The sequence below is a fragment of the Nitrosovibrio sp. Nv6 genome, assembly GCF_900110495.1.
Lineage (GTDB): Bacteria > Pseudomonadota > Gammaproteobacteria > Burkholderiales > Nitrosomonadaceae > Nitrosospira.
Window position 1 is genome coordinate 92,350 of the sequence record NZ_FODX01000008.1, and the last position, 13,296, is coordinate 105,645.

At 54.9% G+C, this 13,296-nt stretch carries 12 protein-coding genes; all 12 read left to right on the plus strand.

From position 1 onward, the window contains the following. Positions 1-3 precede the first annotated feature (3 nt). The 12 genes from BMX66_RS14100 to BMX66_RS14155 all read left to right on the plus strand — a co-directional run bounded on the left by BMX66_RS14100 (position 4) and on the right by BMX66_RS14155 (position 12,910). Positions 4-1,056, plus strand: a complete 1,053-nt coding sequence (locus tag BMX66_RS14100) for a methyltransferase domain-containing protein (RefSeq protein ID WP_090883283.1) — start codon at positions 4-6, stop codon at positions 1,054-1,056. Positions 1,057-1,058: 2 nt separating this feature from the next. Further along, positions 1,059-2,027 (plus strand): radical SAM protein, encoded by a 969-nt coding sequence (locus tag BMX66_RS14105; RefSeq protein WP_090883285.1) that lies wholly within the window; start codon positions 1,059-1,061, stop codon positions 2,025-2,027. A gap of 110 nt (positions 2,028-2,137) precedes the next feature. Next, positions 2,138-4,270, plus strand: coding sequence for an FAD-dependent oxidoreductase (locus BMX66_RS14110; protein ID WP_090883286.1), 2,133 nt, complete (start codon positions 2,138-2,140; stop codon positions 4,268-4,270). A 168-nt stretch (positions 4,271-4,438) separates the two neighbouring features. Beyond that, a complete protein-coding gene (locus BMX66_RS14115; protein WP_090883288.1) occupies positions 4,439-5,272 on the plus strand; it encodes a phosphate ABC transporter substrate-binding protein in 834 nt (277 codons plus the stop codon). A gap of 7 nt (positions 5,273-5,279) precedes the next feature. Beyond that, positions 5,280-6,104 carry a phosphate ABC transporter permease subunit PstC gene (gene pstC / locus BMX66_RS14120; protein ID WP_199679333.1) on the plus strand — a complete coding sequence of 275 codons (825 nt, stop codon included), beginning with the start codon at positions 5,280-5,282 and terminating at the stop codon, positions 6,102-6,104. After that, on the plus strand, positions 6,097-6,966 hold the full coding sequence (gene pstA, locus BMX66_RS14125) for a phosphate ABC transporter permease PstA (protein WP_090883292.1): 870 nt from the start codon (positions 6,097-6,099) through the stop codon (positions 6,964-6,966). The genes pstC and pstA overlap by 8 nt, the downstream gene beginning before the upstream one ends. A 98-nt stretch (positions 6,967-7,064) precedes the next feature. Next, entirely contained in the window at positions 7,065-7,859 is a 795-nt protein-coding gene (locus BMX66_RS14130; RefSeq protein WP_090883337.1) for a phosphate ABC transporter ATP-binding protein, read from the plus strand. Positions 7,860-8,734: 875 nt separating this feature from the next. After that, positions 8,735-9,265: a cupredoxin domain-containing protein gene (locus tag BMX66_RS14135; protein ID WP_090883294.1), complete on the plus strand. Its 531-nt coding sequence runs from the start codon at positions 8,735-8,737 to the stop codon at positions 9,263-9,265. A 12-nt stretch (positions 9,266-9,277) separates the two neighbouring features. Next, positions 9,278-10,765 (plus strand): cbb3-type cytochrome c oxidase subunit I, encoded by a 1,488-nt coding sequence (locus BMX66_RS14140; protein WP_090883296.1) that lies wholly within the window; start codon positions 9,278-9,280, stop codon positions 10,763-10,765. A 21-nt stretch (positions 10,766-10,786) separates the two neighbouring features. Next, positions 10,787-11,404, plus strand: coding sequence for an SCO family protein (locus BMX66_RS14145; protein ID WP_090883299.1), 618 nt, complete (start codon positions 10,787-10,789; stop codon positions 11,402-11,404). Then, positions 11,401-12,024, plus strand: a complete 624-nt coding sequence (locus BMX66_RS14150; RefSeq protein WP_090883301.1) for a hypothetical protein — start codon at positions 11,401-11,403, stop codon at positions 12,022-12,024. Before BMX66_RS14145 ends, BMX66_RS14150 begins: the two co-directional genes overlap by 4 nt. Positions 12,025-12,061: 37 nt before the next feature. Then, positions 12,062-12,910: a formate/nitrite transporter family protein gene (locus BMX66_RS14155; RefSeq protein WP_090883303.1), complete on the plus strand. Its 849-nt coding sequence runs from the start codon at positions 12,062-12,064 to the stop codon at positions 12,908-12,910. The last annotated feature ends 386 nt before the right edge of the window (positions 12,911-13,296 follow it).

Consider the following 13,296-nt stretch of genomic DNA (forward strand, 5'->3'; position numbering starts at 1 on the left):
ACTATGCATGACACTATCCAGCAATACTATGGCGACACGCTGAGCTCTTCGCTTGATCTTCAGACTAACGCCTGCAAGACGGATGCCGGCTTGCCTGAATATGTAAAGCCGATACTGGCGCAGGTACATCATGAGGTACTGACGCGATATTACGGCTGTGGCCTGGTGCTGCCGGAATCGCTCGAGGGTCTGACCGTGCTCGATCTGGGCTGTGGCGCAGGACGCGACGTTTACGTGCTATCGAAACTCGTGGGGGAGCACGGCCGGGTAGTCGGCGTGGACATGACTGAAGAGCAATTGGCGGTCGCGCGCCGGCACGAGGAATATCACCGGAAAATATTCGGTTATGCCGCAGGCAATGTGCGTTTTCTGCATGGTTATATCGAACGCCTGTCCGAACTCGACCTGTCTGATGCCAGCGTGGATATAATCGTGTCCAACTGTGTGCTAAATCTTGCGCCGGACAAGGCGACTGTTTTGAAAGAAGCCTGGCGCGTGCTCAAGCCGGGCGGCGAATTTTATTTTTCAGATGTTTATACTGATCGGCGCGTACCGGGCATGCTCACCAGCGACCCGGTGTTATACGGGGAGTGTCTGAGTGGCGCGTTATACTGGAATGACTTTCTCCACCTGTCTCGTGAGCATGGCTTTGCGGATCCGCGGCTGATCGACGACCGGGCCATCGTTATCGGCAACGCGGAACTGGCGGCACGCACCGGGAACATTCGCTTTTACTCTGCTACTTACCGCTTATTCAAGCTGGACAACCTCGAGCCGGCCTGCGAAGACTACGGTCAGGCCGTGGTTTATCGCGGCACAATACCGCACCACCCCCACGTGTTTGTGCTCGACAAGCACCATCGCATCGAGACGGGAAAGCATTTTCCTGTCTGCGGCAATACCTGGCGCATGCTGCATGACACCCGCTTTGCCACGCATTTCGATTTCCATGGCAATTTTGCGCGGCACTACGGTATCTTTCCTGGCTGTGGCATGGGGATGCCCTTTGATGATACGAATAAAGACGCCAGCAACCAGGCAGGGGGGTGCTGCTAGCCATGAGCATCCGGCGGGACGAGGCCATCTCTGTCCCTGTCCCTGCTGTCCCTGACGACCGGGCTAGCCGTTCCCTACACTGGCGCCGCACAACCAGTAATGAGCCGCGCGGATTTATCCAGCCGCACGCGTTGGATGAATTATGGTTTCACACCGGTACTGCGTGTAACCTCGCTTGCCCGTTTTGTCTCGAGGGCTCGAAACCCGGCGACAACCGCTTGCAAATGATGCGTTTTGACGAGGTCACCCCGTTTGTGGACGAGGCGCTTGAGCTCGGCGTCAAACAATTTTCCTTTACCGGGGGCGAACCCTTCGTCAATAAAGACATAATATCTATCCTGGATTACGCATTGATGCACAGGCCCTGCCTCGTGCTGACCAATGCGACCTCGCCGCTGATCAAGCGCTTGAAGCAATTGGAACCGCTTCGCAATCGCCCATGTGCACTGAATTTCCGCGTCAGCCTCGATTACTCCGACGCCGCGCGACACGACGCGGGCCGCGGCGCAGGCATGTTCGACCTCGCGCTGGAAGGCTTGCGAGAACTGCTTGAAATGGGCTTCCATGTATCGGTGGCAAACCAGTTCTTGCCTGGCATTGCGCCAAACGTGATCTCGGCAAACTTTGTCGACGTTTTCCGCGCGGCCGGTCTCCCGGACGACCTGCCGCGTGTCGAGTTCCCCGAATTCCACCCCCCAGCCGCGCGAGTGAAGCCGCCGCAGATCACCGAGCGCTGCATGACGGATTTCCATACCGAAGAGACCCGCCGTAGATTCATGTGCGCCTTCAGCAAGATGATAGCGAAAAGCGACGGCCGCATGCACGTTTACGCCTGCACGCTCGTGGATGACGATCCGGATTACATTCTCGGGAAAACGCTGACGGAAGCCATGCAAGCGTCTGTCAGCATGAAACACCACCGCTGTTACAGTTGCTTCAAATACGGCGCCTCATGTAGTGAACTGAAGTAGTGAAATGAATGCGACGTGATGAAGCGTGGCAATTGAATAAACTTTGCTTTCCACGCCAAGGGAACGAAAGAGCCTTATTACAGCGTTAAACTTATAGAAGGCGCCCCGTTATGAAACATTGGTGGCTGCTTGGATTGCTGGTGCTGTTGACCGGATTGTTCTTTGCCTTTGATCTCGATCGTTTCCTCAGCCTCGAAGCGCTCAAGAGCGGTCGCGACGAGTTGCAGCAAGCCTACCGGTCGCGGCCATTGCAAACAGTTGGCTTATACGCCATCGTTTATATTGTCATAGCCGCGCTTTCCCTGCCAGGCGCGGGAGTGATGACGCTGGCGGGTGGCGCGATTTTCGGGTTGGGGGTTGGCGCTCCGGTAGCGGTCCTTTCTGCCAGCGCGGGTGCAACGCTTGCCTTCTGGATGGCGCGCTATGTATTTCGGGATGTGGTACAGCAACGCTTCAGCGACCGCATGACGGCGATCGATGCGGGTATGAGGCGTGACGGCGCATTATATCTTTTCAGTTTACGCCTGGTCCCGGTATTTCCCTTTTTCGTCATCAACCTGTTAATGGGGTTGACGGCCATACAGACCGGTACCTTCTTCTGGGCAAGTCTGTTGGGCATGCTGCCCGGCACAGCGATTTACGCCAACGCCGGGACCCAGTTAGGTTCGCTCACCAGCCTTTCCGATATTCTCTCGCCGGCGCTGATCGGTTCCTTCGCCCTACTCGCCGTATTTCCCTGGCTCGCAAAATGGGGTGTGGGGCGTGTCAGGATGAGGAAAATACATGCACATTGGTCCAAGCCAAACCGGTTCGATCGCAATCTGGTGGTTATCGGCGCGGGCGCAGCAGGTTTGGTGGCGTCTTATGTGGCGGCTACTGCCCGCGCCAAAGTTACGTTGATTGAAGCGAACAGGATGGGTGGTGACTGTCTCAATTATGGCTGCGTGCCCTCGAAGGCATTGATTCGTTCGGCCACTTTCCTCCGGCAGACGCGGTATGCCAGAGACCTCGGTATTGCACGCGCGGCCGCCGAATACAATTTTGGCGAGGTGCTGGCGCGTGTACACCGCATCATAAAAACGGTCGAGCCCCATGATTCGGCAGAACGATACACAAAACTGGGTGTGGACGTAATTCACGGCAGTGCGCGCATTACCTCGCCCTGGACGGTGGAGGTCAACGGACACACCTTGACTACCCAGGCAATTGTCATTGCTACGGGTTCCCGTCCCGCTATCCCCGCGATTCCCGGCCTGGAGCAGGTACGCTACTATACGTCTGACACCATCTGGTCACTTACTGAACGCCCCGAAAGGCTGGTGGTTCTGGGGGGCGGACCTATTGGCTGCGAGTTGGCGCAGGCATTCGCACTCCTTGATTGCCAAGTCACGCAAGTGGAGAGGGCGGGTTTGATGGCGCGTGAGGATGCCGATGCCGTCGCGCTGATTGAAGCCGCGCTCCGCGCCGACGGGGTGCGGGTACTGACTCAAACCGATGCCATCCGTTGTGAAAGCGAAGCCGGTGAGCAACGGTTGCTCGTACGTCATCCGGATGGAACCGAAGAAGCACTTCCATTCGATGCCATGTTATGCGCGGTAGGACGAACAGCGCATACCGAAGGTTTTGGCCTGGAGGAGTTGGGAATTCCGGTTTCGCCAAAGGGCACTATTGAAACGGATGCGTGGTTGCAGACACTCTATCCCAACATCTACGCTTGCGGGGATGTGGCCGGGCCGTATCAATTTACCCACGTCGCGGGGCATCAGGGATGGTATGCATCAGTCAATGCATTGTTCGGCGGCGTGAAACGTTTCAAGGTGGACTACTCGGTAGTCCCATGGACAACCTTCACGCATCCGGAGGTTGCTCGAGTCGGATTATCGGAAGCTGAAGCGAACCAGCGCGGCATCAAGTTCGAGGTGATTCGCTACAGCTTGGAAGACCTGGACCGCGCCATAACCGACGAGGCAGCACGCGGCTTCGTCAAAGTGCTCACGGCGCGGGGAAAGGATCGCATTCTGGGTGTGACCATTGTTGGAGAGCACGCTGGGGAACTGCTGGCGGAATTCGTACTGGCAATGAAAAATGGCCTCGGCCTCAACAAGATACTCGGCACCATTCATACATATCCGACATGGGCGGAGGCCAACAGAAATGCTGCCGGCGAATGGCGCAGGGCACACATGCCACACCGCCTGCTCGACTGGGCGGAAAAATACCATGCCTGGCGGCGTGGTGGCTAGCAGCCTGTCGGACTTGAAGAATCGAAGCGAAAAAGTGACTGGGTGAGGACAGATTTTGAGGATTTTGAAGGCAAATAGTTATTCTATTGGCCGAAAAAGCGGCGAAATATGGACCAGCCAGACGCTTTTGCAGCCGATTTCCTTTAAGTCCGACAGGCTGCCAGGAGCATGAAAATCATATCAGCAATACACTACATGATATTTACCGCTGCCCTATTTTCGGGCTCCGGCTGGAGTCAGCCCGTTAATGCCGCTTCACAAAAACTGGTTTTAACCGGCGCCAGCACCATCGCGCCGCTGGCTGCGGAAATCGGCAGGCGCTTCGAGTCGCAGCATTCCGGAACACGAATAGATGTGCAGACCGGCGGTTCTGCGCGCGGCATTAATGACGCCCGCAATGGAACTGCCGATATCGGCATGGTATCCCGTCCTTTGAAACCGCAAGAGCAGGATCTGCAAGCGCATACCATCGCTTGGGATGGTGTGGGAATTATCCTTCACGCGAGCAATCCGGTCGCTGCGTTAAGCCGACAGCAGATTGCCGATATCTATACAGGTAAAATCGACAACTGGAAGATAGTGGGTGGACGAGATGCGCCCATAACCGTCGTTAACAAGGCTGAAGGACGTTCGACACTCGAGCTGTTTCTGGCTTATTTTCAGTTGAAGAACAGCGATATCAGGCCGCACGTGATCATAGGCGACAACGCGCAGGGAATAAAGACGGTAGCCGGCAACTCGAATGCCGTCGGCTACGTATCGATCGGTGCGGCGGAATACGAGGCGGGGCACGGCGTCCCGATCAAATTATTGCCGCTGGATGGTATCGCGGCGACCGTAGCAAATGTGCGTAACGGTACTTTCCCGCTTTCTCGTCCGCTCAATCTGGTGACGCGGGCTTCGCCGGAAGGTCTTTCCCGGGAATTCATTGACTTTACTCGCTCGAAGCAGGTATATGATCTGGTCGAGGCACAATATTTCGTCCCCGTCAGCATCCGCTGATGCGCAGATGCTTTGGCTGCTATGCGGCGCAGCCGGCATCGCGGCCGCTCTGGTGTTGCTGATCCTCTTGTTCCTCTCGGCTGAGTCCTGGCCCGCATTAAGACATATCTCTATCGGGCGCTTTCTCAACGATCCATCGTGGAATCCCGGAGAGAGCATGTACAAACTGACCCCGATGCTGTCAGGTACGCTCTATGCAGCAGGGGGAGCGCTGCTGCTGGCAATACCGCTAGGCATTGCCTCGGCGCTGTTTATCGCTTATTACGCGTCGCCGCGTGGCGCAGGCATTTACCGCCACCTGATCGAGTTGCTGGCAGGAATTCCTTCCGTGGTCTACGGTTTCTGGGGACTGACCACGCTAGTGCCGTTGATCAATCAGCTGCATCCGCCCGGCGCCAGTTTACTGGCCGGGATTCTGGTGCTGACATTGATGATCCTGCCTACCATCGCGCTCACCGCGCACGCTTCGCTGCTTTCCGTACCGCCTGATTATTTGCGTGGTGCGGCAGCGCTGGGCATATCCCGCTGGGGCATGATCCGTGGCGTTGCGCTACCGGCGGCAAAAACGGGTATCGCCGCGGGTATCATTCTCGCCGCCGGCCGAGCCATCGGTGAAACGATGGCCGTATTGATGGTTACCGGTAACGTAGTGCAGCATGCTGCGAGCCTCTTCGACCCCATACGCACCCTCGCTGCCAATATTGCCCTGGAAATGCCGTACGCCATGGGTGATCATCGCGCCGCGCTGTTCGTATCCGGCCTGACCCTCATGCTGCTCGTGATGATGCTCTGGAGCGTCGCGGCCCAGCTGGGAAGAAATCGCGATGGCTGAAACCGTTCCCGTAAAATCAGCAGGCATCCACCGAGATCGCTTCGCGCAATTAACCATCTACATCGCGGCATTCATGGTCTGTGCTGCGTTTGTGTGGATACTCAGTGATATTGTACGTGGCGGCGTGGCGCATCTTTCCTGGAGCTTCCTGGTCGACGCGCCGCGGGACGCTGGCCGCGCTGGCGGCATCGGTCCGATTCTGGTTTCCACCGTCCTTGTCTTGCTGGTTGCCCTGACAGCAGCTTTGCCATTGGGATGGATGACAGCCGCGCTGCTCGCCGAATATGTCTCCGCGGACAGCACTTTTGGCTCCGCGGTGCGCTATAGCCTGCAGGTGCTTGCCGGGGTGCCATCGATCGTTTTTGGCCTGTTCGGCAATGCGTTTTTCAGCATCTACCTGGGTATGGGATTTTCCATCCTGTCTGGCGGGCTGACCTTGGCGTGCATGCTGTTGCCCATTCTCGTCAGTACCGGTGAGGCGGGCTTGCGTGCCGTACCTGATGCGTATCGTCTATCTGCCGCCGCATTGGGCATGTCCCGCAAAACAACGCTATTCCATTTGTTGTTGCCGGCTGCCGCGCCGTCACTCGCCGCAGGCCTGCTGCTCGGAATCGGACGTGCCGTTGCCGAAACCGCAGCGCTGCTGTTTACCAGCGGCTATGTCGATCGTATGCCCGGTTCCCTGCTGGATTCGGGGCGTACACTGGCGATACATATTTTCGATTTATCCATGAATGTTTCCGGCGGCGATGCGTCCGCTCACGCCTCGGCACTTGTGCTGATAACCGCGCTGCTGCTCATCAATATCGCTGCCATGCGGCTTACTGCCGGATGGCAGCGCAGGAAGATCGTGCCGGAATGAGGAAGCCAGTTCCAATGCACGGCGGATCCGAACAGCTCCGGCGACCCGCGTCTGAGAAAACCCCAGGCAAGGGCGACGGCGCCTATACTCTTGGCCCAATGCAGGCAGGCCCTGTGTGTTGCGATCCGCAACCCTTGATCCAGGTCGACAACCTTTCCCTTCGCTATGGCGCCAAGACCGCACTCGACAACGTTACACTCGATATTTATCGTGGCTGCATCACTGCGTTGATCGGCCCTTCCGGCTGCGGAAAAACCAGTTTCCTGTCATCGATCAACCGGCTTACCGACCTTATTCCAGGCTGCCGGACCACCGGCCGCATTCGAGTCGATGGTTGCGATATCCATGAATCTGCCTGCGATGTGCAGGCGCTGCGGCAGCGGATCGGGATGGTGTTCCAGAAGCCGACGCCGTTTCCGGTCTCGATCAGCCGTAATATCGAGCTCCCCCTGCATGAACGCGGCATTAAGCGGCGTGCCGACACTGCGGCTATCATCGAACAAGTGTTGCGGGATGTCGGGTTATGGGATGAAGTGCGTGACCGGCTGCATGCTTCCGCGCTAAGCCTGTCTGGCGGCCAGCAACAGCGCCTTTGCATTGCCCGCGCATTGGCGTTGAATCCACAGATTCTACTGATGGACGAGCCATGCAGTGCGCTCGATCCAATTGCTTCGGGCATAGTCGAAGATCTGATCGGACAACTGCGCGGCCGCTATACAATTGTCATTGTTACCCATAATCTGGCGCAAGCGCGCCGCATCGCCAACTACGCCGCTTTTTTCTGGGTCGGAGGCCATGCTGGACGCCTGGTTGAATTTGGGCACTGCCGGCAGATTTTTGAATCCCCCGCACACGAACTCACCGCCGCGTATGTAAATGGCGTGAGAGGATAATTGCAATCAAAAAGCCGGGCTGATCCGCAGTTGCCTATGCCCAGCCAACGCGACAGCCAGCGCTTGGATAAGGTGGGCAAACACCCGGACTATTCCCTTTGTCAATCGTTCCGCTCGCCCCCAAGAGGGTGCGTCGTGGGTTCTTCAAATCTCGCCTTGTGCATCTCATCGGTCATTTCTCCCGTCTGAGCTCTCATTGAAACAAGGCCGGAACTCGGTCGGGAGCTCTTGTGCGGTTAGCTAAAAATTTTATTTGTCAGCAACAAAATCAGTCCATAATCACGCTTGACACCCGGACCACCATAAAGCATACTCTTGCCCTTCACGAAGTAATCAATATGCATACCAGCGTGGTGAGTGTGGGTATTACTAGTGGAATCGGAAGGATTATTTCCGGCATGGCGGAAAAAAGCAGTTCGAAATAACCGGTAAAAAACGACCACTAAAGAGGAGAAGGCGCGCGATAATAATACTCTTTGGCCACTATACTTATTTTGCATAAGAAGAGGGGCGAGAGAGTTGCTACTTCAAACAGTCAGTTAATATAAATGTTCGTTATCCTTGTTCTGGTATCCCGGACCGGATATTCCGGTAAAGCATAGCTTCCCTTTCGAACTCGATTCCAGGCCGTAACCGGATATGTAGCGCAAGATACTTGTAATCTGTGTGAACAATATTTTTCCTGTATTGCTGTGTCGTAGCATTTTGCTGCCTCAGGTCCAAAATTCCTCAGGTCCGAAATTACCTGTACGAGCATCTGATTTCAAACCGCGTCAAAATATCTTGTCCAGATTCCGCCAGATTTGGTTATCGACGCATACCTCGTGATTTAACTGGGTACTACCGATGAAATATATAGAGAGAAGGAGAATATAATGCAAGAAACCGCGTGGCAGGTTTCCCTTGTATTGATGTTGATGATCACGTTCGGAGTGATTTTCGTCGCAATCAATTCGCACAAGCGCGAAGAGGAATACGGACCGTTGGTGAAGCGTGCATACGGTTTTCGTACCAAGTTATTCTGGGTGGTCGCCCTGGTGTTCCTGCCGGCAATGATCTATAACCTCATGGATTTGCCATATGATGTCAGCCGTGCGGCGACGGCTGGCGGCCCGCCGCAGGTCATTAATGTAACCGCACACATGTGGTACTGGGAAATGGACCGGGATCAGGTCGACGCGGGGCAGCCGGTAGAGGTCCATATCACCAGTGCAGACGTCAATCACGGCTTTGGTATTTACGATAAGGACATGCATCTGGTCGCGCAAGCTCAGGCGATGCCCGGCTACACCAATGTAATCCGGCACACTTTCAAAGAGGAAGGTACTTACAAGGTGCTGTGTATGGAATATTGCGGTGTCGCGCACCACAATATGATGACCGAAATCAAAGTTGGCAACCTTTAGAGAGGAATAAGCATGGCAAGCTATACCTATACCCCAACGCCCGATCAAGGGGCGAAGGCCAGCGTGGTGGCCTACTTGGTCGTCTCATGTGTTGTGTTGCTGCTGATGATGGTTTTCGGCCTGCTCATGAGGCTCGAACAGTCGCAGTTCACCGCCATTGGAGGGCTCTGGTTCTATAAAATCATGACGCTGCACGGTGCCGGAATGGTGGGCATCGTTGCCATTGCCGGGGCGGCTATCATGTGGCATTTCCTGCGACAATACGTTGAGCTTTCTACTGGCATATTTGTCGCCAACCTGGTGATATTCCTGATCGGTGTCGTCATGATTCTGGCGAGCGTCCTGATCGGCGATTTCCATGCTGCCTGGACTTTCCTGTTTCCGTTGCCAGGAACTTCAATGGGCATGTGGAGTCAGGGAGCCGCTGCCTTGTTCATGGGTGGTTTGCTGGTGATCGGCGTCGGCTTCGTGCTGCTGCATCTCGATATCGCCCGTGCAATCATCAAGCGTTACGGAGGTCTTGGCCGCGGGCTCGGCTGGCCGCAGCTTTTCGGTCCCGATGACGGCAATGCGCCGCCGCCGGCGGTCGTCGCCAGCACAATGGTCACCATTGTCAATCTGGTCGGTTTGGTGGTTGGCGCCAGTATCCTGGTGATGATGCTCGTGAATCTCTACGTACCGACTTTTGAAATTGATGCGCTGCTGGCCAAAGGCATGATTTATTTCTTCGGTCATGTGTTCATCAATGCGGTTATCTACATGGCGGTGATCGCTGTCTATGAAATTCTGCCGCGCTACACGCAGCGTCCGTGGAAATCGAACAAGGTATTTCTCGCATCGTGGACAGCTTCTACGATCATGGTCATGTTCATCTTTCCACATCACCTGTTGATGGATTACGCTTTTCCCAAGTGGTTTCTGATCATGGGCCACATCATTGGCTATCTCAATACTTTCCCGATCTTGATCGTAACGGGATATGGCGCCATGATGATTGTATATCGTTCGGGTATCCGTTGGGATATGTGCTCGAGGCTGTTGTTTGTATCGCTGTTTGGTTGGGCGGTAGGTGCGATGCCCGCGTTCATCGACGGTACAATTACGGTCAACTACGTAATGCATAACACGCTATGGGTTCCAGGGCATTTTCATACCTATCTGTTGCTGGGCATGGTCGCAATGGTTTTCGGATTCATGTACTATCTTGTAAAACCCGATGAGAATGCAAGAGACAGTGCCATCGACGTCGCTGCATTCTGGGGATTCGTTATCGGTACCATGGGTTTCACGATGAGCTTCCTGTACTCTGGAAAAGAAAGCGTCCCGCGCCGCTACGCCGAGCATCTGCCGGAATGGGTGCCCTATGATCGTATTGCTTCATACTTCGTAATATTGTTACTTGCTTCCGTGCTGGTGTTTGTATTCCGGTTTCTGACACGGTTGGGTCTGGCGGGCCGCGATTACCAGCGGGCTTCCCTGGCGCGAAGTATAGCTACATGATGAAACACGTCACATAACCTTATGAGTAGCCCAGTTAAACGCAGCGTAGTGATAACATCGCTGGTAGTTTTGCTGGGCACTTGGGTTTTCTGGTGGGGTACGGATGGATTTACCGCACTGACGGCTGAAACGGCGAGGCGCGTGGAAATCCTGCGGTCCCCGCGCCCGCTGCCTGCCGTTACGCTTGAAGACCAGGATGGAAATATCTTCAACCTGCAGGACTATCAGGGTAAACTTCTGGCGGTAGACTTCATCTTCACGCGGTGTACCACGTTGTGTCGAAGCATGGGTATGATCTTCAAGCAAATTCGCGATCTCATACCGCCGGAATCATTGGGACGTGACTTTCAGCTGCTCAGCATCAGTTTTGACCCGGATCATGATGATCCTGTCAGTTTGAAGAAATATGGCCAGACTTATGGAGCGGACGGCAAGATCTGGCGTATCGCACGAGTGCCTGACAAGGCGGAACTCAAGTCCTTGCTGGAAGCGTTTGGCATCGTTGTGATCCCTGATGAATTTGGGGGGTATGAGCATAATACCGCCCTTCATCTCGTCGGCCGCGATGGAAAATTAAGGCTGATTAGCGATATTGATAAAGCGGTACCGTTTGCTGAACAAGTCGTAGCGCTGCTATGAAGCTAACTTCATCTCATTATGCCGCCAGAATGGGTTTCGGTCTTGGAGTGTTGTATCTGCTTCTTGCTACGCCCGTGGCGCGAGACTGGATGGAAGCATCCATGAGCAGGCATATGCTGGTGCAAATGCCATTACTCGTCGTAATAGGGATTCTAGCCTCCCGCTTGCTGCCGACGCACTGGCAAAATTCAGTGCTTGCCCATTTGGGTGGCGCGATACCGTTCGTGGTGGTGGCATTATTTGCTTCAACCTACTGGATGCTCCCCCGGGCACTGGATGCGGCATTGAATGATCCAGTGGCCGAAGTGGCGAAATTCATCAGTCTGCCACTTCTCGTCGGCTTCCCTCTGGTTCTGGCCTGGAGGCGACTCACTCTTATTGGTCGAGGTTTTGTCTGGACCAATTTCATCAGTATGCTGGCGGTTCTCGGTTGGTTATACATCGTTGCACCTGTACGCGTTTGCAACAGCTATCTGGTGAATGATCAGGAGAGCGCAGGCTGGTATATGGTTATCGGTGCGGTGCTGCTTTTCTTGTGGTGGCTCGGCACCTTGTTTGTTGGTGGCGGGGTTGGACCGGATAAACCTGATAGAAACGGTACGGGTACCAGTCTCGCGTAAAATCTAGAAACTTTCCATTAGGAGAACAGATAAAAGTATGGACTACCATCCGCCGTTAAAACTCATGGAAGAGGTTGAAGCCGCCAGTAAAAAGAAAGCTGGCCTGGATGTGGGTAGAATGCTGGTTAAAGGCTTCATGTCGGGCGCCCTGCTCGCCTATGGCACCGCCCTTGCCTACAAGGTATCGGGTGGCTTTGGGGATGGCGCGGCCGCGCTGGTCGCGGGGGCTGTTTTTCCGGTAGGCTTTGCCATGATCATATTGCTGGGCATGGAGCTTGCCACCGGTAATTTCGCGGTGCTGCCGGTAGGTGTGCTACGCGGCAAAGTAGCACTCGATAAACTGTTTCGTAACTGGGGGTGGGTATACCTGGGCAATTTTTTCGGCTGCGTCTTCGTTGGCTTTTTGCTCGCCATTGCCCTGACGGAAGCTTTTATCGAAGGCCATGGACCGCTCGGCGATAAAATCATCGCGGTGGCCATATCCAAGACGCTCGTGTATGAACACGCAGGGGCAAACGGTTGGGTGACAGCATTCGTCAAAGGCATCCTGTGCAACTGGATGGTGGCGCTTGGCACCATTCTGGGAATGATTTCCACATCCGCCACTGGCAAGATAGCGGCTATCTGGCTACCGGTATCAACCTTCTTTGCGCTGGGTTTCGAACACTCGGTAGTGAACATGTTCATAATGCCCACGGCTATTCTTCTCGGCGCCGATATCACGGTGGGACAGTGGATCTTCTGGAACCAGATCCCGGTAACATTGGGCAATATCGTAGGAGGTACGGTATTCACCGGCATGCTGCTGCATTACTCTTATAAGCCGGCACCGCCCGCCCCCGCTGAGGAAAAGCCAGTGCATAACGTGACTCAAACCGTGCCGTAAGAGTATCAAGCAAGTTTTACCGCCAGTTCAGCTATAGAACCAGGGATACGAGGTTGGCCGGAATATCGCTGGAAGTATTCCGGTCATGGCGTCAGATATGCCCAGCAGGTGGGATCAGTCGGTTCCCGCTTGCTGGGCAGCATCCCTGGTCAGCATCTCCGGTTCCTTGTTCACAGTCCAATTCAGAAAGCCCCTCAATTTCAGATAGGCTTGCATTTTTTATCCGGCATCGATACCGGACTGCAAGCCATTCCATCGCCGCAAGTTAATCTATTTTGTTCCGCATCCGGTCTCATTTTTCTTGACACAAAGTAGTCATGAGTTTAGGCTACGCGGTGTTTCAGGGAGGGGCCCGGGATTGTCCTGGGGTTTTATCAGACAAAACG

Excerpts from the sequence above, each read along its gene's own strand:
- BMX66_RS14130 (WP_090883337.1), top strand. The coding sequence starts at position 7,065 with ATGCAGGCAGGCCCTGTGTGTTGCGATCCGCAACCCTTGATCCAGGTC.
- pstC (WP_199679333.1), top strand. The coding sequence starts at position 5,280 with ATGCTTTGGCTGCTATGCGGCGCAGCCGGCATCGCGGCCGCTCTGGTG.
- BMX66_RS14100 (WP_090883283.1), top strand. The coding sequence starts at position 4 with ATGCATGACACTATCCAGCAATACTATGGCGACACGCTGAGCTCTTCG.
- BMX66_RS14105 (WP_090883285.1), top strand. The coding sequence starts at position 1,059 with ATGAGCATCCGGCGGGACGAGGCCATCTCTGTCCCTGTCCCTGCTGTC.
- BMX66_RS14135 (WP_090883294.1), top strand. The coding sequence starts at position 8,735 with ATGCAAGAAACCGCGTGGCAGGTTTCCCTTGTATTGATGTTGATGATC.
- BMX66_RS14115 (WP_090883288.1), top strand. The coding sequence starts at position 4,439 with ATGAAAATCATATCAGCAATACACTACATGATATTTACCGCTGCCCTA.
- BMX66_RS14155 (WP_090883303.1), top strand. The coding sequence starts at position 12,062 with ATGGACTACCATCCGCCGTTAAAACTCATGGAAGAGGTTGAAGCCGCC.
- BMX66_RS14110 (WP_090883286.1), top strand. The coding sequence starts at position 2,138 with ATGAAACATTGGTGGCTGCTTGGATTGCTGGTGCTGTTGACCGGATTG.
- BMX66_RS14150 (WP_090883301.1), top strand. The coding sequence starts at position 11,401 with ATGAAGCTAACTTCATCTCATTATGCCGCCAGAATGGGTTTCGGTCTT.
- pstA (WP_090883292.1), top strand. The coding sequence starts at position 6,097 with ATGGCTGAAACCGTTCCCGTAAAATCAGCAGGCATCCACCGAGATCGC.
- BMX66_RS14145 (WP_090883299.1), top strand. The coding sequence starts at position 10,787 with ATGAGTAGCCCAGTTAAACGCAGCGTAGTGATAACATCGCTGGTAGTT.
- BMX66_RS14140 (WP_090883296.1), top strand. The coding sequence starts at position 9,278 with ATGGCAAGCTATACCTATACCCCAACGCCCGATCAAGGGGCGAAGGCC.